16 protein-coding genes are annotated in these 23,387 nt (G+C 38.3%); 13 read left to right on the forward strand and 3 right to left on the reverse strand.

Going from position 1 to position 23,387, the window contains the following annotated elements; translation table 11 throughout:
- Positions 1–35 precede the first annotated feature (35 nt).
- The gene (cphA, locus tag VZD24_RS02745) at positions 36–2,669 is read right to left on the reverse strand and encodes a cyanophycin synthetase (RefSeq protein WP_279449905.1); all 2,634 of its coding nucleotides are present in this window, start codon (positions 2,667–2,669) and stop codon (positions 36–38) included.
- A gap of 96 nt (positions 2,670–2,765) precedes the next feature.
- On the opposite strand from cphA, the gene VZD24_RS02750 reads away from it, so the two are divergent.
- Complete coding sequence (locus VZD24_RS02750) at positions 2,766–3,638, forward strand: cyanophycinase (protein WP_342686921.1); 873 nt, start codon at positions 2,766–2,768, stop codon at positions 3,636–3,638.
- 53 nt (positions 3,639–3,691) lie between these two features.
- Here VZD24_RS02750 and VZD24_RS02755 read toward each other — a convergent pair whose 3' ends face one another.
- Entirely contained in the window at positions 3,692–4,621 is a 930-nt protein-coding gene (locus tag VZD24_RS02755; RefSeq protein ID WP_279449903.1) for an isoaspartyl peptidase/L-asparaginase family protein, read from the reverse strand.
- A gap of 224 nt (positions 4,622–4,845) precedes the next feature.
- Here VZD24_RS02755 and polA point away from each other — a divergent pair, with 224 nt between their 5' ends.
- Entirely contained in the window at positions 4,846–7,680 is a 2,835-nt protein-coding gene (gene polA / locus VZD24_RS02760; RefSeq protein WP_342686920.1) for a DNA polymerase I, read from the forward strand.
- 87 nt (positions 7,681–7,767) lie between these two features.
- On the opposite strand, the gene VZD24_RS02765 is transcribed toward polA, so the two are convergent.
- Positions 7,768–8,289: a lipocalin family protein gene (locus VZD24_RS02765; protein WP_279449901.1), complete on the reverse strand. Its 522-nt coding sequence runs from the start codon at positions 8,287–8,289 to the stop codon at positions 7,768–7,770.
- Positions 8,290–8,561: 272 nt separating this feature from the next.
- On the opposite strand from VZD24_RS02765, the gene VZD24_RS02770 reads away from it, so the two are divergent.
- The 11 genes from VZD24_RS02770 (at position 8,562) to rpsI (ending at position 23,373) form a co-directional block, all read left to right on the forward strand.
- Complete coding sequence (locus VZD24_RS02770) at positions 8,562–8,867, forward strand: DUF6922 domain-containing protein (protein ID WP_342686919.1); 306 nt, start codon at positions 8,562–8,564, stop codon at positions 8,865–8,867.
- Positions 8,822–9,433 carry a nucleotidyl transferase AbiEii/AbiGii toxin family protein gene (locus VZD24_RS02775; protein WP_279449899.1) on the forward strand — a complete coding sequence of 204 codons (612 nt, stop codon included), beginning with the start codon at positions 8,822–8,824 and terminating at the stop codon, positions 9,431–9,433. Before VZD24_RS02770 ends, VZD24_RS02775 begins: the two co-directional genes overlap by 46 nt.
- A gap of 190 nt (positions 9,434–9,623) precedes the next feature.
- Complete coding sequence (locus VZD24_RS02780) at positions 9,624–11,093, forward strand: zinc metalloprotease (protein ID WP_279449898.1); 1,470 nt, start codon at positions 9,624–9,626, stop codon at positions 11,091–11,093.
- Positions 11,094–11,181: 88 nt separating this feature from the next.
- Positions 11,182–12,516, forward strand: a complete 1,335-nt coding sequence (locus VZD24_RS02785) for an FG-GAP-like repeat-containing protein (protein ID WP_279449897.1) — start codon at positions 11,182–11,184, stop codon at positions 12,514–12,516.
- A gap of 76 nt (positions 12,517–12,592) precedes the next feature.
- Entirely contained in the window at positions 12,593–14,179 is a 1,587-nt protein-coding gene (locus tag VZD24_RS02790; protein ID WP_279449896.1) for a T9SS type A sorting domain-containing protein, read from the forward strand.
- Positions 14,180–14,247: 68 nt separating this feature from the next.
- Positions 14,248–15,831 carry a T9SS type A sorting domain-containing protein gene (locus VZD24_RS02795; RefSeq protein ID WP_342686918.1) on the forward strand — a complete coding sequence of 528 codons (1,584 nt, stop codon included), beginning with the start codon at positions 14,248–14,250 and terminating at the stop codon, positions 15,829–15,831.
- Between the two features lie 76 nt (positions 15,832–15,907).
- Entirely contained in the window at positions 15,908–17,452 is a 1,545-nt protein-coding gene (locus VZD24_RS02800; protein ID WP_342686917.1) for a T9SS type A sorting domain-containing protein, read from the forward strand.
- Positions 17,453–17,591: 139 nt separating this feature from the next.
- Complete coding sequence (locus VZD24_RS02805) at positions 17,592–18,656, forward strand: hypothetical protein (protein ID WP_279449894.1); 1,065 nt, start codon at positions 17,592–17,594, stop codon at positions 18,654–18,656.
- 139 nt (positions 18,657–18,795) lie between these two features.
- Entirely contained in the window at positions 18,796–22,248 is a 3,453-nt protein-coding gene (locus tag VZD24_RS02810) for a pyruvate carboxylase (protein ID WP_279449893.1), read from the forward strand.
- A gap of 283 nt (positions 22,249–22,531) precedes the next feature.
- Positions 22,532–22,987 (forward strand): 50S ribosomal protein L13, encoded by a 456-nt coding sequence (gene rplM, locus VZD24_RS02815; protein ID WP_279449892.1) that lies wholly within the window; start codon positions 22,532–22,534, stop codon positions 22,985–22,987.
- A complete protein-coding gene (rpsI, locus tag VZD24_RS02820; protein ID WP_279449891.1) occupies positions 22,987–23,373 on the forward strand; it encodes a 30S ribosomal protein S9 in 387 nt (128 codons plus the stop codon). The genes rplM and rpsI overlap by 1 nt, the downstream gene beginning before the upstream one ends.
- Positions 23,374–23,387: the final 14 nt, after the last annotated feature.

Consider the following 23,387-nt stretch of genomic DNA (forward strand, 5'->3'; position numbering starts at 1 on the left):
TAAGATTGAATTTTAGAAGTGAAGTCTATTGCATTTTACTGCGCAAAAACTAACTCACCTTTACTTTCCTGCTCCTTAAATTTCGTTACAAGTTCTAAAGCATCAGGGATTACGTCGCTGCAGCAAATTATCAACGAACCCTTTTTCGCGTTTTTAACAGCGTAGGTAATGGCTTCCTTTTCAGAAGGAATAATAGTTGTTTTTTTGTTCGGGTCTTTCATTTTTATGCCATCATTGAGCATTTTAATGAGTGCCTCTTCAGATTTGCCACGTAAATGTTTGTCTTGACGAATTATTATCTCGTCGAACATTTCGGCGGCAATACTTCCCAATTCATTGGTGTCTTCTTCCCTTCTATCGCCCACACCGGCAATTATTCCAACTTTAACGGTTGCTTCAAGATTATCGGTGAAATTTTTAAGCGCACGCATTCCTGCCGGATTATGCGCATAATCGAGTAAGATTGTGAAATTTTCAAACTCGAATAAATTTAATCTTCCAGGTGTTTGGGAAGCTGAAGGAATAAAAGTTTCCAAAGCCATTTTCATATCTTCAATACTAATGCCTCGCACATTGGCTGCAATAATAGCTGGAAGAATATTTTGAATCATAAACGTAGCTTTACCGCCATAGGTTAAGGGAATATTTTCAGCTTTCATAATGCGCATTTTCCACGTGCCGCGGCAAAGTGTAACATATCCGTTTTCATACACAGCTGTAATTCCACCCAATTTTTGAAGTGCCAAAATCCGCGGATTTTCTTCATTCATAGAGAATAGGGCAAGGTTACAGTTTATATTTCTTCGCATTTCATACACCAAATCGTCATCGGCATTTAAAATAGCATATCCATCGGGCAACACTGTTTCTGGAATTACACCTTTAACTTTTGCAAGTTGTTCAACAGTATGTATTCCCTTTAATCCCAAATGATCTGCGGCTACATTGGTAACAATAGCAACATCGCATTTTTTAAAACCTAGCCCAGCGCGCAATAAACCACCTCGGGCACATTCTAAAACGGCAAAATTTACCGTTGGGTCTTTGAGAACAAACTCTGCACTTGCGGGGCCGGTACAATCGCCTTTCATCAACAATCTATTTTGGATGTAAACGCCGTCGCTTGTGGTGTAACCCACTCTATAACCTTTCATTTTTGCCATGTGGGCAATTAACCTCGTAGTCGTAGTTTTTCCATTGGTTCCCGTAGTTGCGATAATCGGGATCCTTCCCGTTGTTCCTTGCGGAAAAAGTTTATCTACAACTGGGGCAGCAACATTTCTGGGCAAGCCGGTTGTTGGTGCCAAATGCATTCTAAAACCTGGGCCGGCATTTACTTCAATTACAGCGCCACCCGTTTCTTCCAGTGGTTTACTTATATCTGTAGTCATGATATCTATTCCACAGATATCGAGATCTATTATTTTTGAAATTCGTTCTACCATGGAAACATTTGAAGGATGCAATATATCTGTAACATCTTCGGCGGTTCCGCCCGTACTCAGGTTTGCTGTGTCTTTTAAAATTACCATTTCACCCTTCGGCGGGATTGAATCTTCAGTATATCCTTTTGCGGCAAGAACGGTTTTCGTTAAATTATTTATCGTAATTTTTGTGAGCACATTTTCGTGCCCGTATCCTCGGCGCGGATCTAAATTAACAACATCAACCAATTCTTTAATTGTAGATTTACCATCGCCCACTACATTGGCGGGAGTGCGTTTTGCGGCTGCCACCAAAATATTGTTGATTACCAACACACGATAATCTTCACCAATTATATATTTTTCGATTATAACTTTAGACGAAACTTCCTTTGCAGCGTGAAATGCAACTAAAGCGTCTTCATAGTTTTTTATGTTAACGGTAATTCCGCGACCGTGATTTCCTCCTACGGGTTTAACAACCAGTGGAAAGCCAACATAGCTACAAGCTTCTTTTAAACTGCTTTCGCGGCCAATAATATCGCCACGCGGCACGAGCACCTCAGCCTGTTCCAATAGGTATTTTGTATCTTCTTTATCGCACGCAAGTTCAACTCCTATACTGCTGGTTTCTGAAGTAACCGTAGCCTGAATTCGTTTTTGATTTGCTCCATACCCCAGTTGGCAAAGGGAGTATTTATTTAGACGAATCCAGGGAATCCCCCTACTTTCAGCTTCTTCCACAATGGATCCTGTGCTTGGCCCCAATCGTTCGTCTTCGCGTATTTCGCGCATTCGCTGAATATCTGGTTCTAAATCGTAATCTTCTCCATCAATTAATGCTTGACAAATGGCTACGGAAACTTTTGCGGCATAACGCCCCACATTTTCTTCAATATAACTGAATACCACATTATATACGCCTTTTTCGCCATAATCGCGCGTTCTTCCGAAACCCGTGTCCATATCTGCCAAGGTTTGAATTTCTAAAGCTATGTGCTCGATAATATGCCCCATCCAAGTGCCGTCATCTACTCTTTGGAAAAATCCACCAGGCTCGCCCACGCTGCAACGATGGCTATACATTGTAGGAAACATGGCTTTTAGCCTATCGCCAAAGCCGGCAATTTTATTGGATGGCAATTCTTCCATTTCCTCCAAATCTAGGACCATTACAATTAATTTATGACGGCGTACAGACCAGTAGTTAGGTCCCCGCATGGCGTTGATTTCTCTAATTCGCATAAGTTGACGGATTTGTTAGTTTCGTATGAATTTGATAAATATATGATTATTTTTTCTAACAATAAGCGTATTTTTGCCCGCAAAACAAATAAATCCATGAGCGTTAAAGGCACCCTAATCCCCATAGGTGGAAATGAAGACAAAGGAAACGGAGAAAACGAAAGATATACACTAGAATATATTGAGAACGGTATTCTATCTCGCGTGGTGCGAGAAAGCGGCGGTATAGATGCAATAATAATTGTAATACCCACCGCATCCAGCATTCCGGTTGAAGTAAGCGAAAATTATCTGGACGCATTTAATAAATTAGGTTGTAAAAATGTTCATGTAATGGACATCAGAGAACGAAAAGACGCCAAAAATCCAGAATTTTTGGAACTGATGAAAAAAGCAGATTGCGTAATGTTCTCAGGTGGCGATCAATCTAAAATAGTAAAATACATTGGCGGCACTCCTTTAGATAAAATTATAAAGAACAAGTACGAGAATGAAGAGTTTGTTATTGCAGGCACCAGTGCTGGAGCCATGTGTATGAGCGAAGAAATGATTACGGGTGGTGGCGTGCAGGAAGCTTTTACCAAAGGTGCTGTACGTATGGGAAAAGGAATGAGCTTTATTCCAAACTTTATTATCGATTCGCATTTTATTCGTCGCGGCCGTTTTGGAAGATTGGCAGAAGCAATGGCCAAATTTCCATTGCGCGTAGGCATTGGCTTAGCCGAAGACACCGGCTTGGTAATTAAAAATCGCAATAATTGCGAAGTAATTGGTTCGGGAATGGTAATTCTTTTTGACCCTCGCAGATTAATTCACAACAATCGCGATGCGGTCCCTGAAGGCTCCCCGATGTCTATAACCAATTTAAAAGTTCACATTTTAGCCAATGGTGATAAATTAGATATAAAAGAAAAGCGAATTCATATTTCTCCCATTCATCTTGAAATGACAGATGCAGAAACGCTGTAACTTCAAAATAAATATAGAGGTACGGTTGGCAGTAAAGGATTAAGAATTTTTATTTATTTATAAATAGAAATCTCCTTTTGTCCTTCGGAAGTTTTATACCCGCGGTACATACCTTCGGTATTAAAAGGCATTGCTATATTGCCCTTGGCATCTACGGCAATTAAACCGCCGTCGCCGCCAATTGCTACAATTCTTTTATTGATGACTTCTTTAGCGGCTTCTTCAACAGACATTCCTTTGTATTCCATTAAACAAGACACATCGTAAGCTACCACACCTCGGATAAAAAATTCGCCACTTCCGGTGCAGCTTACAGCACAGGTTTTGTTGTTGGCGTAATTACCGGCGCCAATCATTGGGCTATCGCCCACGCGCCCCCAACGCTTGTTGGTCATTCCACCAGTTGAAGTTGCTGCAGCAATGTTTCCGTTACTATCGCAGGCCACGGCACCCACCGTTCCAAATTTGCTGTCTTTTTTCGCACTGTGATCTAATTGAAAAGCATCGCTATCTTTTATGTCCTGCCACTGTTGATAGCGCAACTCATCATAAAAGTATTCAGGTTTTTCCAATGCGTAATCCAAGCTTTTCGCAAAACGCATAGCGCCTTCTCCCGCCAGAAAAACGTGTTCTGTTTTATCCAAAATATCCCGGGCTAATGAAATGGGGTTTTTAATTCCGCTAATTAAGGAAACCGCCCCAGCATCTAAAGTTTGGCCATCCATTATTGCCGCATCCATTTCGTGAGTGCCATCATTGGTAAAAACGCTTCCCCGTCCTGCATTAAAAAGTGGCGAATTTTCCAAATGCATTACTGCCGTCTCCACAGCGTCCATAGCCGAACCATTGTTCTCCAAAACAGCATATCCCTTTTCCAAAGCTTCATTTAGAGCAGCTGTATATTGGGTTTCTTTTTCGGGAGTCATTAAGCCTTTTATAAGTGTTCCGGCACCGCCGTGTATTGCAATTGAGTATTTTTTCATCTAAAATATTTTAAGATGGAAAAATACAAATTGCCATTCATAATTATCCACTTCATTTATAATTTTCTTTTTCACATAAAACCCTTCGTTTCTGAAGTGTAATTTTTATTTTTGAAAACAAGATGAATGTCCGTTCGAGCGCCCTAGAGAACTATAAAAAATTTCTATCTTAAAACAACTTCTGTAACTGTGCCTGAGGACATTTTCAGAATAAAATATAAACTATGACCACCCAAAAACGTCTTTTCCTTCTCGATGCATACGCACTAATTTTTCGTGGGTATTACGCACTTATAAAAAATCCGACCATCAATAGCAAAGGGCAAGATACCTCGGCTATTTTAGGTTTTTTAAATTCACTTTTCGATGTAATACGGCGCGAAAGACCCGACCATCTCGCAGTATGTTTTGATAAAGATGGAAGTGCCGAGCGCACCGAATTATTTGCGGAATATAAAGCCAATCGCGATGCTACTCCCGATGTAATAAAGCAATCAATCCCCATAATTCAGGAAATTATAAAAGCTATGCACATTCCGTGTGTTGAACTTTCGGGCTTGGAAGCCGATGATATTATTGGCACTCTCGCCCAACAAGCCGAAAAACAAGGATACCAAGTTTTTATGGTAACTCCCGATAAAGATTTTGCACAATTGGTTACCGAAAATATTTTTATGTACCGCCCCGCCCGAATGGGTAACGCAATAGAAATTTGGGGAATTCCTGAGGTGCAAAAGCGTTTTAGCGTAGAACGCCCCGAACAAGTAATTGATTATTTAGGGATGATGGGCGATGCCAGCGATAATATACCCGGACTGCCAGGGGTAGGCGATAAAACCGCGAAAAAATTTATTGTAGAATTTGGCTCCATGGAAAATCTTTTGGCGAATACAGACCAGCTAAAAGGTAAAATGAAGGAGAAGGTTGAAGCAAATGCCGAACTAGGTATGCTCTCTAAAAAACTCGCTACCATCAATACCCAATGCGACGTTACTTTTAATGAAGCCAATTACGAACTCTCCATGCCCGATGGCGAAAAAGTACAGCAGATTTTTGAAGAGCTTGAATTTAGACGACTAAAAGACCAGTTTTTAAAACTATTTTCAGAAGAAGGCGCGACAGAAAAAGTTACGCAAATTTCAAATTCTGAAACTGCAAAAAGTGCTTCTTCTGCGGGAAGCGGACAGTTTTCATTATTTGGTGGCGGTGGCGAGGCTACTCAAGAAATTAAAGATTACAACTCGCGCGCTACCATTACAAATACCGAACATTTTTACCAAACCGTAAATCCGGGGATGGGTACCAAACTGTTTCTTCAAAATTTAATGGCGCAACAGAGCGTGTGTTTCGACACTGAAACCACAGGGTTAAATCCGCTGGAAGCAGAATTGGTAGGCATTGCTTTTTCTTGGGAAAAAGGAAAGGGTTTTTATATGCCGTTTCCAGAAAGCAAAGAGGAGGCTCAACAATTAATTGAAGCTCTGCGTCCTTTTTTTGAAAATGAATCTATTCAGAAAATTGGTCAGAATTTAAAATACGATATCAAAGTTTTGGCCAAATACAGCATTTCGGTCAGGGGAAAACTCTTTGACACGATGCTCGCGCACTACCTGATAAACCCAGATATGCGGCACAATATGGATGTTTTAAGCGAAACGTATTTAAACTACACCCCCGTTGCCATCACCGAATTAATTGGTAAAAAAGGTAAAAATCAATTAAGTATGCGCGATGTTGAAATTGAAAAACAAACCGAATACGCCGTTGAGGATGCAGACGTAACGTTTCAGCTAAAAGAACATTTCGAAAAAGAATTGGGCGAAGCCAATACCCAAAAACTCTTTGACGAAATTGAAGTGCCCTTACTTCGCGTTCTTGCAGCAATGGAATTGGAAGGCATTAATTTAGATAAAGATTTCCTCAAAAATCTTTCCGAACAATTGGACAAAGACATTCTTCAACTTGAGAAAAATATTTACGAAGAAGCTGGAGAAGAATTTAATATTGCATCCCCGAAACAGTTGGGCGAAATTCTATTCGGAAAAATGAAACTGATAGACAAGCCGAAAAAAACCAAAACAGGGCAATATTCCACAGCCGAAGATGTGCTTTCGTTTTTGGCAAAAGACCATAAAATAATCCGCGATGTTTTGGAATACCGTGGTTTAGCAAAATTAAAAAGCACGTATGTTGATGCGCTGCCCGAACAAGTTGAAAAAGCTACCGGCCGTGTGCATACCGACTATATGCAAACCGTTGCCGCAACTGGACGTTTAAGCAGTAACAATCCAAATTTACAGAACATTCCAATCCGAACCGAACGCGGGCGTGAAGTGCGGAAAGCCTTTATTCCAAGGAATGAAGATTATGTTTTGATGGCAGCAGATTATTCGCAAATAGAACTTCGTATCATTGCCGCTTTAAGCGAAGAAGACAATATGATCGAGGCTTTTAAAAACGGCGAGGATATTCACGCTTCCACCGCGGCAAAAGTTTTCAATGTTCCATTAACTGAAGTTACTCGCGAACAACGAAGCAATGCAAAAACGGTAAACTTCGGAATAATTTATGGCGTTTCGGCTTTCGGCTTAAGCAACCAAACCGACCTTTCACGAACAGAGGCAAAAGAGTTGATAGAAACCTATTATAAAACATATCCTAAACTTCGGAATTATATAAGCGAGCAAATTCAATTTGCCCGAGAAAACGGCTATGTGCAAACCGTTTTGGGCAGAAGACGCTACCTAAAAGACATAAACGGAAGCAACCAAGTAGTACGTGGCGCAGCGGAACGAAATGCCGTAAACGCACCAATACAGGGAAGTGCCGCAGATATCATTAAAATTGCAATGATTAACATTTTCAAAAAATTGGAGGAAGAAAATTATCAAAGTAAAATGCTACTCCAAGTGCATGATGAATTGGTTTTTGACGCCTATAAGCCAGAGCTTGAGAAATTACAAGCAATGGTAAAGCACGAGATGGAGAACGCTTATAAACTCACCGTGCCGTTGGATGTTGATTTGGGTGTTGGGGAGAATTGGTTGGAAGCGCATTAATAAGTTAGCAGTATTCAGTGGCAGTTGGCAGAAAACAAAAGAGCCGAAAGTTTTACTTTCGGCTCTTTTCAATTTAGAAATTTAATCTTACTGTTTTGTAAAAACAAAAGTAATATCTTCAGTTACTGTTGTAGTTGTTCCGTTGTTGTCAACTTCTACGTAAAAACCTTCTTCAAATACGTAGGTAAGTGTATTCCCTGAAAGAGTTACATCTTGGTTAAAACCTCCCATAGTTAGGGTAATTGTATTTCCGTTTTGAGTGTATAAAAACGGAGTAGAATCATCTTCAGAAACACAAGTTACAGTGTACTCATATTCGTCTGTAGTTCCCGCAACCAAAGTTAGTTCAATATCAGCATACGAAGTATTAAAAGCCGTTCCCGTACCATCTGCATTAAAAACAATTGTTTCGTTTTGGTAACAGTTAGTTTCGTCCATAACGCTTGTTGAAGCCGTGCCATCATTGTTTAAGTCGTAGGCATTTTCAGTGTTGAAAGCTGTCATTTTCCAAGTGCCTTCGATAGATGCTTCGTTACTGCTGCTGTCATCATCGCTTGAACATGCAGTAAAAGCAAGAGCTAAAAATAATAATCCAAATAATTTTTTCATAGGTTTTGTTTTTTTGTGGCGCAAAACTAAGGAAATTAATTTTAGTGCGTTTTTTAAAATGTTAAAAAAATATAAATTGTAACACTGCAGAGCTCACAGTTATGTTAGTTGTGGATTTGGATTGTGGCGAGAATTGACTATAGGTGCATTATGCACTCTAACTCCCGCTGGGGAAGGAAATTCCAAAAAAAATAAATTCCAAATTCCAAAGTGGGTCTTATTAATCCTTATTATTTTTGGTATTTTTGAAATGTAAAATCAATATCCTTTAAATGGCCGCTGTTCATTCCATATCCCACTTATCCGAGCATCTTTTTTGGGATGTGGATAAAGCGGAGCTCGATTTTGAAAAATCCAAGGAATTCATTATCCATCGGGTTTTGGAGTATGGATTGATGGAAGATTGGGAGCTTATTAAAGAAATTTACGGACTGGAAACCATCAAACAGATTTCGCTTCAATTTAGGGAATTGGATGCAGTTACGCTTTCTTTCCTTTCGGCTATTTTCAAAATTGACAAAAAAGAATTCAGATGTTATACAAACAAAACGTCGATGCCCAGCTTTTGGAACTCTTAGATAAGCTAATGCGTTCTGAAATTTTTATAGGTTTCGATCTTGTAGGCGGCACGGCATTGGCACTTCAGATTGGGCACCGTCTTTCTGTGGATATTGACATGTTTGGAAATTCTGAAATAAACGAACTGGAATTTAATCGAGAACTTTCCAGATTTGGGAACCCCCTTGTTTTAAAAAAAAGTAAAAACATCATCGTTTATTCCATAAATGGTATAAAAGTGGATTTTGTAAACTATCGTTATCCTCTTTTGAAAAAAACCAAAAAAGTAGATTCAATCCGTTTGCTTTCCTTGGAAGATATTGCCGCAATGAAGCTCAACGCCATTTCGGGACGCGGGAGCAAAAGGGATTTTATTGATTTATATTTTTTACTAAAAACATTTTCCCTAAAAGAAATGATAGGGTTCTACAATAAAAAATATGAAGATGGCTCCCAATTTTTAGTTCTGAAAAGCCTGACCTATTTTGAAGATGCCGAAAAAGAAGAAATGCCGGTAATGACCAAGCCAACAGCTTGGGAAAGTGTAAAAGAAAAAATCCTTCAGGAAACAATAAACCTAAGATAGCCATAGAAGTATTAAGGAATAGGAATCCTTTTTTTAATTTTTTGTGAAATTATACATATATTAATTGCTTAAGGGATATTTACGACAGTTTTAAGGGAAATTATGAGATTTTTCTTTTTAAGGGATTAAACCCTTCCCTTTTAGAAAAATTTCATATCTTCAAGATTAATAGCCACTAACCATTTTTCTTATGAAAACAATCATTTTTAACAAAAGCCGAACAGCCCTTTTTCCCATTTTCCTTTGTTTATTTATTGGATATAACAGTAGTTTGTTCGCTCAAATCAACGATCAAATTGAGCTTAAATGCGCGTCAGACTTTTCATTGAGTACAAATTGGTGCGATGAACAATTCAGCAAATCCGTGGACCAAAATTATTTGGATACTTTTGAACCTGTGGTTTTTAATATTTTCTTTTGGCGAATAGTTCAGGACAATGGTAATCCCGGTCCTGAACACATCAATGAACAGGACGTTCTAAAAGCTGTTGCCAAAATGAACATAATTTTCAATCAATACAATATCTTTTTTAAGTATAGAGGGTTTGATGATATTGAAAGTACGGCCATTTATATTCCTGAAAAACCTTCTGATTTAGCCAATTGGATAGACGAATACCCCGGTCCATCTGAAGATGTAATAAATCCCAACACCTTAAATATGTACATTCCATACGATTTTGTGCAAAATTATGGGGGCTCCGCAACCTTATTTGGAACAAGGAGCATCGTAAAAAGAGAGTTGTTTACAACTTGGGGGATGATCCACGAATTGGGCCACAACATGGGTTTGGTACATACCTTCCAGTTTTATAATGTACCACCAGGAGAAGAAGATGAATGTGAACACGTAACCCGCGTTGAAACCGACCCGGACTATAATGCAGATACCAATGGCGACCGTGTTACCGATACCGCTGCTACGTTGATATTACGGGCATATAATACCGATGATCAGACTTGTGAATATTTGGGTAATGATGCGGATTGTCAAGGAGATCCTTATCAAATTTTTGATGAAGATGTGCGCAACTATATGAATTATGTGCCTGAAGTTTTGGCCTGTGGCCATATATTTTCCGTGGGTCAGGCCATCCGCATGCGTGAGGCCATCGATATTGATTGCTATGGAAAGTATGCGGCCGTAATGACGTATGATGTGGCATCGCTTTATGAACCCTATAAGGGGGATTATTACTTAGTGGGGCCTACCATGCCAACCCACAAACCCTTATTCCAACCGGGCTTTGATTATAGGTTTGTTTCCTGCGAATGCGACTGCCCACAGCCTATTGAATACGGCAATACAAATTTCACCTATAATAATTTCAATATAGTAAGCAGCATAGATGCTGACGAGCCCCGTTACGATATCATTGTGCACCCCAACCACGCTGCCATACGTATTTTGCAATTGGAGGAAAACACCACCCAGCCACAACGATGCTATGACAATAATAACCGAGCCCCAAGTGGCGGGGATATTTTAAAGTTTAACGATGGCATTTTCAACACCAACGTAACGGTTACTCCAAAGGACTCGTTGGGCATTAACGACCCCCAATTAATAAACGATTTGGATCCGGGGCTTTACAATATCATAAAAGAATATGACGATGGCGGAACAGAAGAAACCGTTATATTAAAAAGCAATAATTAAAAAATAAAAAAAGAGGTAGTTCATATTTAACTGCCTCCTTCCTTTTAATATGAGAGATAAACTTAAAATTTTTTTATGGATTTTAATTATGGGAACAAGTTGTCATGCCCAATTTGGGTCCCGACAAATTATAGACCAAAATTCCGGTACGGTACGTATGGTGCGAACTGCGGATTTCGATCAAGATGGAGCCTTGGATGTGGCTGTTTCTTCTTTTGATAGAATTGCATTGTATAAAAACCTCGATGGTTTAGGAACTTTTAGCGCTCCCATTTCCATACAGGAAGGCAAAAAACAGTCTTTTTCCCTGTTCCCAGCAGATATTGACAATGATGGGAAAATAGACCTAGCCGTTAGCTTTTTTGATGATGATGAAGTGGTTTGGTACCGTAATCTTGGAAATGGCACTTTTTCCGCATTACAGTTAATCTCCAATAATTTGCTAAGGGCCGCAGGAATTACTGGAGCGGATTTAGATGGAGACGGCGATCTTGATTTGGTCCTGGGAGTCTCTAACGGGAATGGATTATATTGGGTGGAAAACCTTGACGGAGCGGGAACATTTAGTTCAAGAATTACCATAGATGCAAATATCAGCCAAGCCAGGACCCAGGCAATCGGGGATATAGACGGGGATGGGGATATGGATATTTTGACCAACTCTGTAGGAAGTGCTTATCTCTCTTGGTTTGAAAACGTGGATGGCTTAGGAGATTTTAATGAACAACATATAATTGACCCTATCGGGCTATATGAAAATTCCCTTAGCTTGGTAGATATTGATGGCGATAATGATCTTGACATAGTTTCGCAAAAAACAGATTTGGTAATTTGGAGGGAGAATTTAAATGGTTTGGGGCAGTTCGACTATTATAACATAATAAGCAATGAGGCACTCAATATTTTCGATACTACTAGTGCAGATTTGGATAACGACGGTGATGTTGACGTGCTATCTGCCTCTACAGACGATAATAAAATTGCTTGGTATAGAAACGAGGATGGAATGGGCGGCTTTGGACCCCAAAACATAATCGACCCCAATCTGCAAAGCCCGCGCACGGTCCATGCCGCAGATCTGGACAACGATGGCGATCTGGACATTTTATCTGCGGCCCTTTCCAATCAAAACAGGGAATTGGTATGGTATGAAAATTTAACGATTTTGGGCGTAGAAGGGAGCGAACTTGAAACAAACGTAACCCTCTACCCCAACCCGGTAATAAACACATTGCAACTCAATACCCAAGAGAAAACCATAGACCAAATAAACATTTACACAATCACGGGCAGCAATGTTTTGCAACTGGAGGTTAACACCGTTTCCCCAACCGTGGATGTTTCCAGCTTGGCTGCTGGCGTTTATTATGTGCAGTTGTATTCTGGGAAGAAGGTGGCTTTGAAAAAGTTTATTAAGGAATAATTTTTTGAATCAAAATCGAAAATGAAATCAAAGCTGAAAGGCTTTGGAAAATTTGAAAAAATAAAAACCATTCATTATGAAAAGAAATTTAATTGCAAGTTTAGTTTTAACATTTATTACAGTTTCACTTTATGCTCAGGACCCGAATATTCTTTGGCAACGAACTATTGGGGGGAGTGATGATGAAGAATTAAGGGTTTCAATTAGTACACTAGATGGGGGGTTTTTGATTGCTGGACCGTCAAAATCAAATATTTCAGGAGATAAATCTGAAAACAATATTGGCGAAGATGACTATTGGATTGTAAAATTGAGTTCCACTGGAAATATAGAATGGGATAATACTATTGGAGGAGACGATATTGACAGAGTAGAAACTATAATTCAAGATTCTGATGGAGGATATGTTATTGGAGGATGGTCTGGCTCAAACATTTCGGGAGATAAAAATGAAAATTGTCGAGGTTTTTACGATTATTGGATTGTAAAATTAAACTCTTCAGGCATTATTCAATGGCAAAAAACTATTGGAGGAAGCAACCAGGATATAATGAATACTATCATTCAAACAAATGACGGGGGTTATTTTGTTGGTGGCACCTCAAATTCTAATATTTCTGGAGAAAAATCTGAAGACTCAGTAAACTTCAGTGACGATTATTGGATTTTAAAATTAGATAGCACTGGAAACATTGAATGGCAGAATACAATTGGAGGAAATTCAGAAGACAGATTAAAATCCGTTCTGCAAACTCCTGATGGCGGATTTATCTTAGGAGGATATTCTCGATCAGGTATTTCAGGAGATAAAACTGAAATTAATCAAGGAAATTATGATTATTGGATTGTCAAGTTAAACCCTTCAGGAAATATTGAATGGCAGAATACAATTGGAGGAGATGATGGTGATATTTTAAATAATGTTACGCAGTCTTATGATGGCGGATATATTCTTGTAGGAGAATCCTTTTCAAATATGTCTGGCGATAAAACGGAAAACAATTATGGTGATTCGGATTATTGGATAATTAAACTTGATCAAACAGGAAATATTGAATGGCAAAACACTATTGGCGGAAATGAAGCTGATGGTTGTTTAGATTCATATAGTGATTTTGATGGCTCCTTTTGGATCGTTGGTTTTTCTACATCAAATATATCTGGAGATAAAACTGTCCCATCCAATGGCAGTATTGATATATGGCTATTAAAATTAAATGATTCTGGTGAAATTTTAAATCAATATAGCATAGGCGGAAGCCACGCTGATTATGCAGTATCAATTAATCGAACATCTGAAAATAAAATATTTTTAGGTGGAAATTCAAGATCAGACATATCTGGAGATAAAACAGAAAATTCTATTGGAGAAAATGACTATTGGGTTTTAAAGTTAGATGATTTATTAGGCACAACGGAAAACTTTTTAGCTACAGGAATTACCCTCTACCCCAACCCAGCAAAAAACACACTACAACTCAATACCCAAGACAAAACAATAGATCAAATAAACATTTATACAATTACGGGTAGTAAAGTTTTGCAATTTGATGTTGATACCGTTTCCCCAACCGTAGATGTTTCCAGCTTGGCTTCGGGCATTTATTATATTCAACTGTATTCAGGGAAAAATGTGGCTTTGAAAAAATTTGTGAAGGAATGATATTGAAATCGAAACTGAAATCGAAATCGAAATCGAAAAAAAATTAGTAAAAATAGAAACCCTTTATTATGAAAAGAAATATCCTCGTTAGTTTAGTTTTAGCATTAATAACAATTTCACTTTACGCTCAAGACCCAAATATACTTTGGCAGCGTACTATTGGGGGGAGTGAATACGATTCTTTTACTTCAATGGGAAATACAATGGATGGTGGAATAATAATTGGTGGTTATTCTGAGTCTGATGCTTCAGGAGATAAAACAGAAGATTCAAATGGCAGTATTGATTATTGGATTTTAAAACTTGATAGCGCAGGCAGCATTGAATGGCAAAATACAATTGGTGGTAATTGGGCAGATTGGAATCCCCAAATCTCCCAAACATCAGATGGAGGTTATATTTTGGGAGGCTATTCTGATTCGAATATATCAGGGGATAAAACTGAAGACACAAATGGTTATTATGATTATTGGATCATTAAACTTAATTCAACAGGCAACATTGAATGGCAAAATACTATTGGTGGCAATTACGACGATCAATTAAGAAGTTTTATACAAACTTCTGATGGAGGTTTTTTAGCTGGAGGCAATTCCAACTCAAATATTTCCGGCGATAAGACTGAAGATGCCATAGGATTAAATGATATTTGGATAGTAAAATTAGATTCTATGGGCGAAATTGAATGGCAAAATACAATTGGCGGAGATGATGAAGATTGGGTCGATTCAATAAAACAAACATTAGATGGAGGTTATATTTTAGCTGGGTTTTCATATTCTAATATTTCTGGCGACAAAACCGAAAACTCTCAAGGAAGTAGTGACTGTTGGATTTTAAAGCTTGATTCATTAGGTCAAATACAGTGGCAAAATACAATTGGAGGGAGTAGTGGAGATAGAGCTTCAAGTGTTATCCTTGCCAATGATGGAGGTTATTTAATTGGAGCATCTTCAGATTCAAACATTTCTGGAGATAAAACCGAAGATTCTTTAGGTGGTTCTGATAGTTGGATTATAAAATTAGATGAAAATGGAAATATTCTTTGGCAAAATACTATTGGAGGTGATCAAACTGATGGGCTAACTGCGCTTATTTCCGATTCAAATAATGGTTACCTCATAGGGACATATTCCTATTCAAATATTTCAGGTGATAAATCAGAAAATTCTTTAGGAGAGTCAGACTATTGGATAATAAAAATAAATAATTTAGGTATTATAGAATGGCAAAACACCATTGGAGGAAACAATCCTGATGTTATAATGTCACTAAGCCAAGCAACCAATGGAAGTTTTTTCCTTGGAGGGCGTTCTGCATCAAATATCTCAGGAGATAAAACAGAAAATTCTCGGGGTGGCAATGATTTCTGGATATTAAAACATGCAGAAACATTAGGCCTCGAAGAAAACCCATTTTCAGAAGCAATAACCCTCTACCCCAACCCCGCAAAAAACACATTGCAACTAAACACCCAAGACAAAACCATTGACCAAGTAAACATTTACACAATGACGGGCAGCAAAGTTTTGCAAGTGGATGTTAGCACTGTTTCCCCAACCTTAGATGTTTCTAGCTTGGCTTCGGGTGTTTATTATGTGCAGCTTTATTCTGGGAAAAATGTGGCTTTGAAAAAGTTTATTAAGGAATAATTTTTTGAATCAAAATCGAAAATGAAATCAAAGCTGAAAGGCTTTGGAAAATTTGAAAAAATAAAAACCATTCATTATGAAAAGAAATTTAATTGCAAGTTTAGTTTTAACATTTATTACAGTTTCACTTTATGCTCAGGACCCGAATATCCTTTGGCAGCGGACTATTGGGGGGAGTGATTGGGACCAACCATCTTTTATTTCCAAAACTAATGATGGGGGATTTGTGGTTGGTGGTTTTTCAGAATCTAACATTTCGGGAGAGAAAACCGAAAACTCAAGAGGTGGATATGACTATTGGGTGGTGAAATTTGATAACTCAGGCAATATTCAATGGCAAAAAACCTTAGGGGGCGATCAGGACGATTATTTAAGAAAAATTATCCAAATATCCGATGATGGCTACATTGTATTGGGATATTCCAGTTCCGGGATATCTGGTGATAAAACTGAAAATTCACAGGGAGGCACAGATTACTGGATACTAAAATTGGATGTGTCCGGAAATATAATGTGGCAAAAAACAATAGGAAGTGATGACAATGATACTGTTGCTGACGTTGAACAAGCGGCCGACGGAGGTTTTTTAATTGGCGGCACAGCTTCTTCAGGTGTATCTGGGGATAAAACAGTTGTTGGCGACGTATGGATATTAAAATTGGATGTAAATGGGAATATTCAATGGCAGAAGGGTTACGATTTTTTTGCCAATTCAAATCTAAGCAATGCTCGGTTAACCGATGACGGTGGTTTTATAATAGCTGGCTCGGGTACGGGCGGTATTTTTAGTGATTATGTTGTCTCAAAATTGAATATGAATGGAAACTCCGTGTGGGAAAAAATTTACGGAGGGGACGGAGAAGATTATTTAACAAATTTGATACTTACAGATGACGGTGGATATATGGTCATTGGGCAATCAAATTCTGATGCTTCTGGAGATAAGACGGAAGATTCACAAGGGTATCAGGATTATTGGGTATTAAAATTAGATTCAGCAGGCAATATTGTCTGGCAAAATACCATAGGGGGAGACTCTGGAGATATTCCTCTTACGGTTATAGAATCTTCTGATGGAGGATATTTTATTAGCGGTAGCTCTCTTTCAAATATTTCCGGCGATAAAACAGATAATACTTTTGAAGATTCCCAGAGCTTTTGGATAATGAAGCTTAATTCTGTGGGCATAATTGAATGGCAAAATGATATAGATGGCTCATTGGGGGAAAGACTGCCAAAAGCAATTCAGAATGACGATGGCAGCTTTATGATTTGTGGCCAATCCAGTTCCAATATTTCAGGCGATAAAACAGAAAACAGCAGAGGGGAAGCCGATTTCTGGATAATAAAACACGCTGCAACTTTAGGGTTGGAAGATAATTCATTCCTAAAAGCAATAAGCCTCTACCCCAATCCTACAAAAAACACATTACAACTAAACACCCAAGACAAAACCATAAACCAAATAAACATCTACACAATGACGGGCAGCAAAGTTTTGCAATTGGATGTTGAAACCGTTTCCCCAACCGTGGATGTTTCCAGCCTAGCTTCGGGGGTTTATTATATACAAGTGTATTCAGGAAAAGATGTCGCGTTGAAAAAGTTTTTAAAGGAATAAGCTTTTGAAATCGAAAACGAATTATTATATTTTTAGTCTTTTATCTTAAGTCTTTCAGCTCAGCGGTCTTACATCTTTTCAGCGAAGCGGTCTTACGTCTTTTTTTAAATCCATATCTTTAAAAATTATTACCGCAATTATGGAGCGAAACAAATTAATTTCAAAAAAGAAACCCGCATATCCCGTTTCGGATGCGCTTTTAAAATACTTAACCCGCCACGGAAGAACCATTAAAATTCCTATCTACTACGACGATTTGTTGCGTTTTCACGGCTCGGTGGCCGTATTCGATAAAAACGGAAAAGACACCCTTTGGGTAAGTGTTTATTATTCTGAATTTGAAACCGAAGAAATCAACCAAAGCCTAAAAAAAGTATATTCCATCTTGCATTCCGATGGTAGCGATACTATTTTTCCCTACTTAAATATAGACAGTATAGATTTTTGCACTTTCGGAAATTCAAAACCTTTTCGTATAAAAGTTCGAAATATCCTAAACGACAATTACCTCTATTTGTATATTAAAAAAGCCGATGCTTCCCGTATTTACGGCTTGGAACTGGAAGATTTGCTTTCGCCAAATCACATAAACTTTTTAGTGCGAAAAAACACTTTAATTGAAGAACATATTTCGGGTATTCCCGGCGATGATTTTATAGAAAACCATTTAGAAAATTGCACCCATCGCGATAAAATGGAAATTGCTAAAGAGTTCGTGAAATTTAACGAACGTTGCTTTGTGCGATTATTGGGCGATATGCGTTCGTATAATTACGTAATGGTTTTAACCCACGATTTTGACCGTATTCAGTACCGAATTCGCGCCATAGATTTTGACCAACAGAGTTATGAAGGAAATTCAAAAGTTTACAAACCACAATTTTTGAAGGAAAACAACAAGCTGGTGGCAATGACCACCGAACTTTTACAACAAGCATCCATAGACCAATACATTAATGAAGAAAGATCGCTGTTGGCTAAGCGCGCCACCAGTATGAAAAAACGCTTAAAAGGGCTTATGGCCTGTATGAAGAAAGATAAGATTGCACCACCCGAAAAAATGAAACAATTAAAAATGGAGCTCTTTGAGTTAACTGGCGATATAAAATTTAAAAAAGCACAAAATATGGGCGAGGTATTACAAAGTGCGCTAGATTTTGTTATTCGGAATTATAAAAGTGAAAACCCATATATACTCTCATAGTTTTATATTTTTACACTTTTCTTACTCCCCAAAACTTGATTGTCGTAATAGGTTCTATAGTTATTTATTTATTATTCTTTATACAATTGTGCAATTGCTAACTTTAACGCCTTATTTAAAATTTTAAAAAACCGTATCCATGAAAATTAAAAAAGTGTTGGTTGCTAATCGTGGCGAAATAGCCATTCGAGTTTTACGCGCTTGTTCAGAAATAAATTTAAAAACAGTTGCCGTTTACACTTACGAAGACCGCTATTCGCAACATCGTTACAAAGCTGACGAATCTTACCAAATTGGCGAAAACGACCAACCTTTAAAACCGTATTTAGACGGTAATGCCATAATTGCATTGGCAAAATCTAAAGGCGTAGATGCCATTCATCCCGGATACGGATTTTTATCCGAAAACTCTGAATTTGTCCGAAATTGCGCAAAAAACGGACTGGTATTTATAGGGCCAGACCCGAAGGTTATGGACGCTTTGGGCGATAAAATTACCGCCAAAAAAATTGCCGAAAAATGCAATGTTCCCATTATAAAAAGCAATACAAAAAAACTTACTTCACTTAAAGTTGCACTTTCTGAAGCAGCTACCATTGGCTACCCATTAATGTTGAAAGCGGCTTCCGGTGGTGGTGGACGCGGCATGCGTATTGTTAGAAATAACGACGATCTAAAAAATAATTTTGAATCTGCCCGAAGCGAATCGCTTAACGCATTTGGAGACGACACAATGTTTCTCGAAAAATATGTGGAAGATCCCAAGCATTTAGAAGTGCAAATTGTGGCAGATAACCACGGTACCATTCGCCATTTGTTTGAACGCGATTGCTCTGTACAAAGAAGGCACCAAAAAGTTATTGAAGTTGCACCTTCGTATAACGTTTCAAAAAAAGTAAAAGATGCTCTTTATAAATACGCTTTAAAAATTGCAGAAGAGGTAAAATACAACAATGTAGGTACCGTAGAATTTTTGGTAGATAAAGACGATAATGTGTTCTTTATCGAGGTAAATCCGCGCATTCAAGTAGAACACACAGTTACCGAAATGGTAACGGGAATAGACCTTATAAAAACGCAAATTTTTATTGCCGGCGGGTATAAACTTTCAGACAAACAAATTAAAATTTACGATCAGGAATCGCTTGCAACCTATGGTTTCGCCATGCAATGCCGATTAACTACCGAAGATCCCGAAAACAATTTTACCCCAGATTACGGAACCATTACAACCTACAGAAGTGCTGGCGGAATGGGAATTCGGCTAGATGCCGGAAGTATTTACCAATCGTACAGCGTTAGTCCGTTTTTTGATTCTATGCTCGTTAAAGTTTCGGCGCACGGCAGAACGTTAGACGGCGCGGTACGAAAAATGTCGCGTGCTCTACGCGAATTTCGTATTCGCGGAGTAAAAACAAACATTCACTTTCTTCAAAATGTAATACATAGTGAAACGTTTAAGGACGGAAAAGCGACCGTTAATTTTATTGCCAATACTCCTTCACTTTTCGATATAAAATTACCACAGGATCGCACTTCAAAAATTGTAAATTATTTAGGTGAAGTAATAGTAAATGGTAATCCGGACGTAAAAACTTTTGATAAAAACAGAATTTTTAGAACACCAAAAATTCCAAAGTTTGAAGCCGAGAAAGAATTTCCGAAAGGCACAAAAGATCTGCTCACCGAACTGGGACCAGAGAAATTCTGCCTTTGGTTAAAGGAAGATAAAAAAATTCATTATACAGATACAACCATCCGCGATGCGCATCAATCCCTGCTCGCAACTCGTATGCGCAGTTACGATATGTTGCAAGTTGCAGAAAGTTTTGCTAAAAACCATCCCAACACTTTTAGTATTGAAATGTGGGGCGGCGCTACTTTTGATGTCTGCCTTCGGTTTTTAAATGAAAGTCCGTGGACACGATTACGCGAGCTTCGCAAATTGATGCCGAATATACTTTTCCAAATGTTACTTCGTGGTTCAAATGGCGTGGGTTATAAAGCCTATCCCGATAATTTAATCGAAAAATTTATTGAAACCTCCTGGGAAAACGGAATAGACATTTTCAGAATTTTCGACTCGTTAAACTGGGTAAAAGCCATGGAGCCGAGCATAAATTACGTTCGCAATAAAACGGGCGGCATTGCGCAAGCCGCCATTAGTTATACCGGCGATATTCTCGATCCGAAAGAAACAAAATACACTTTAAAATACTATACCCAACTCGCCAAAGATCTGGAAAATGCAGGCGCGCATATGATTGCCATTAAAGATATGGCGGGTCTTTTAAAACCGTATGCCGCGGCAGAACTTGTTGCAGCGTTAAAAAACACGGTAAAAATTCCGTTGCATTTGCATACGCACGATACTTCCTCCATTCAATCTGCCACCTATTTAAAAGCCATTGAAGCGGGGGTAGATGTAGTAGATGTGGCCTTGGGCGGGCTTTCGGGACTTACCTCCCAACCCAACTTTAATTCAATAGTTGAAATGATGCGCAACCAACCGCGCGAAAATAAATTCGATATTAATAAATTGAACGAATTTTCAAATTATTGGGAAGATGTTCGTGAAAAATATTATCCGTTTGAATCCGGCTTAAAAGCGGGAACTGCTGAGGTTTACCAACATGAAATTCCCGGGGGGCAGTATTCAAATTTACGTCCACAATCCGAAGCCCTCGGTTTGGGTGATCGCTTTCACGAAGTAAAAAAAATGTACGCGCAGGTAAACGAAATGTTCGGAAATCTGGTAAAAGTTACGCCAAGCTCAAAAGTAGTGGGCGATATGGCTATTTTTATGGTAACCAATAACCTTACGCCCGAAGATGTAATGCAGCGCGGCGAAGCCATTTCGTTTCCAGAATCTGTAATTAATTTCTTTAAAGGCGATTTAGGACAACCTTTGGGTGGCTTTCCAAAAGAACTTCAAAAAATAATTCTGAAGAACAACACTTCCTATACCGATAGGCCCAATGCCCATTTGGAGCCGATAGATTTTGATTCAGAATTTAAAGTATTCAGAAAAAAGTTTCAGCAAGGATTTACCCGACCCATAGAATTTGAAGATTTTCTATCGTATAGTTTATATCCCCGTGTTTTTGAAGATGCCCACGAAAAATATAAAAAATACGGCAATGTGGCCATTTTAGCTACTGAAAATTTCTTTTATGGAATGAAGCTTCAGGAGGAAGCTATTATAGAATTGGAACCCGGAAAATCTATTATTGTAAAATTGCTTTCTGTAGGAATTCCCAATGAAGATGGAGTTCGTATTGTATTCTTTTCAGTAAATGGTGAAAACCGTTTTATAGAAATTAAAGACAAATCTATTAAAGTGGAAAAAGAAGTTCACGTAAAAGTAGATCCGCAAGACAGCAATCAATACGGTGCTCCACTACAAGGAAGTTTGTATAAAATTTTGGTGAAAAAAGGGCAGGAAATAAAAAAGAACGATCACCTTTTTATTATTGAAGCCATGAAAATGGAAAGCACAATTACGGCGAACAAAGCTGGAAAAGTAAAATCAATTTCTTTAAAACCGGGAACGATGGTAATGAAGGATGATTTGATTGTGACTTTGGAGTAAGAGGGAAATCGAAATCGAAACTGAAATCGAAATCGACTCATCACCTTTTAGCTCCAAATTCATAACTCTGCATTCATTATTCTGTATTCATAATTCTTTTTTTTATTAGTCATATGTCTTTTGTCTTTCAGCACAGCGGTCTTGAGTCATTTTTCAAAAGAAAAATTAATTGTCACCCCTTGCTTTTCAAATAAATAACACTACATTTGCACCCCTCTTAGACAAAATACGTTTTGTTCTAGGGTGAGAAAACAATGATTTATTAACAATTGACAAAGACTAAATGGATACATTAAGTTACAAAACAGTATCTGCCAATAAGGCAACCGTTGTAAAGGAATGGTTACTGGTAGATGCGGACGGGCAAGCATTGGGTCGTCTTGCAAGCGAAGTTGCTAAATTACTTCGCGGTAAGCACAAACCAAGTTTCACCCCACACGTAGATTGCGGTGACAACGTAATTATTATTAACGCTGGTAAAATTAACCTTACTGGTAACAAATGGGCCGATAAAACCTACATTCGCCACACAGGTTATCCTGGTGGGCAGCGAAGTCTTACCGCTACAGAAATGTACAAAAAAGACCCTGCAAGGCTTGTTGAAAAAGCAGTAAAAGGAATGCTTCCTAAAAACAAACTGGGCGCAGATATCTTCAGAAACTTAAAAGTTTATGCAGATGCAAACCACGGACAAGAGGCACAAAAACCTAGAGCTATTAACTTTAACGACAACAAGTAATGGAGACAATTCACAAAATAGGAAGAAGAAAAACCGCTGTTGCACGTGTTTACCTTAAAGAAGGTAAAGGAAACATTAGCATCAACAAGCGTGAGTTGGAAAACTATTTTCCAACTGGAACACTTCAATATAAAGTAAAACAACCTTTAGTACTTACAGATAACGAAACTACTTTCGACATTAGTGTAAATGTATTTGGCGGTGGAATTACAGGCCAAGCAGAAGCAATTCGTCTTGCTATTTCTCGCGCTATGTGCACACTTAACGACGAAAATCGCGGCATCTTAAAACCAGAAGGTTTACTTACAAGAGATCCAAGAATGGTAGAGCGTAAGAAATTCGGACAGAAGAAAGCTCGTAAGAAATTCCAGTTCTCTAAACGTTAATATTTTAAATTACT

The sequence above is a fragment of the Aequorivita flava genome, from assembly GCF_038742595.1.
Lineage (GTDB): Bacteria > Bacteroidota > Bacteroidia > Flavobacteriales > Flavobacteriaceae > Aequorivita > Aequorivita marisscotiae.

What these genes read in the sequence shown, in the direction of transcription:
- VZD24_RS02785 (WP_279449897.1), top strand. Translation starts at nt 11,182, where the DNA reads ATGGGAACAAGTTGTCATGCCCAATTTGGGTCCCGACAAATTATAGAC.
- VZD24_RS02750 (WP_342686921.1), top strand. Translation starts at nt 2,766, where the DNA reads ATGAGCGTTAAAGGCACCCTAATCCCCATAGGTGGAAATGAAGACAAA.
- rplM (WP_279449892.1), top strand. Translation starts at nt 22,532, where the DNA reads ATGGATACATTAAGTTACAAAACAGTATCTGCCAATAAGGCAACCGTT.
- VZD24_RS02765 (WP_279449901.1), bottom strand. Translation starts at nt 8,289, where the DNA reads ATGAAAAAATTATTTGGATTATTATTTTTAGCTCTTGCTTTTACTGCA.
- VZD24_RS02770 (WP_342686919.1), top strand. Translation starts at nt 8,562, where the DNA reads ATGGCCGCTGTTCATTCCATATCCCACTTATCCGAGCATCTTTTTTGG.
- rpsI (WP_279449891.1), top strand. Translation starts at nt 22,987, where the DNA reads ATGGAGACAATTCACAAAATAGGAAGAAGAAAAACCGCTGTTGCACGT.
- VZD24_RS02780 (WP_279449898.1), top strand. Translation starts at nt 9,624, where the DNA reads ATGAAAACAATCATTTTTAACAAAAGCCGAACAGCCCTTTTTCCCATT.
- VZD24_RS02775 (WP_279449899.1), top strand. Translation starts at nt 8,822, where the DNA reads ATGTTATACAAACAAAACGTCGATGCCCAGCTTTTGGAACTCTTAGAT.
- VZD24_RS02810 (WP_279449893.1), top strand. Translation starts at nt 18,796, where the DNA reads ATGAAAATTAAAAAAGTGTTGGTTGCTAATCGTGGCGAAATAGCCATT.
- VZD24_RS02755 (WP_279449903.1), bottom strand. Translation starts at nt 4,621, where the DNA reads ATGAAAAAATACTCAATTGCAATACACGGCGGTGCCGGAACACTTATA.
- VZD24_RS02795 (WP_342686918.1), top strand. Translation starts at nt 14,248, where the DNA reads ATGAAAAGAAATATCCTCGTTAGTTTAGTTTTAGCATTAATAACAATT.
- VZD24_RS02800 (WP_342686917.1), top strand. Translation starts at nt 15,908, where the DNA reads ATGAAAAGAAATTTAATTGCAAGTTTAGTTTTAACATTTATTACAGTT.
- VZD24_RS02790 (WP_279449896.1), top strand. Translation starts at nt 12,593, where the DNA reads ATGAAAAGAAATTTAATTGCAAGTTTAGTTTTAACATTTATTACAGTT.
- VZD24_RS02805 (WP_279449894.1), top strand. Translation starts at nt 17,592, where the DNA reads ATGGAGCGAAACAAATTAATTTCAAAAAAGAAACCCGCATATCCCGTT.
- polA (WP_342686920.1), top strand. Translation starts at nt 4,846, where the DNA reads ATGACCACCCAAAAACGTCTTTTCCTTCTCGATGCATACGCACTAATT.
- cphA (WP_279449905.1), bottom strand. Translation starts at nt 2,669, where the DNA reads ATGCGAATTAGAGAAATCAACGCCATGCGGGGACCTAACTACTGGTCT.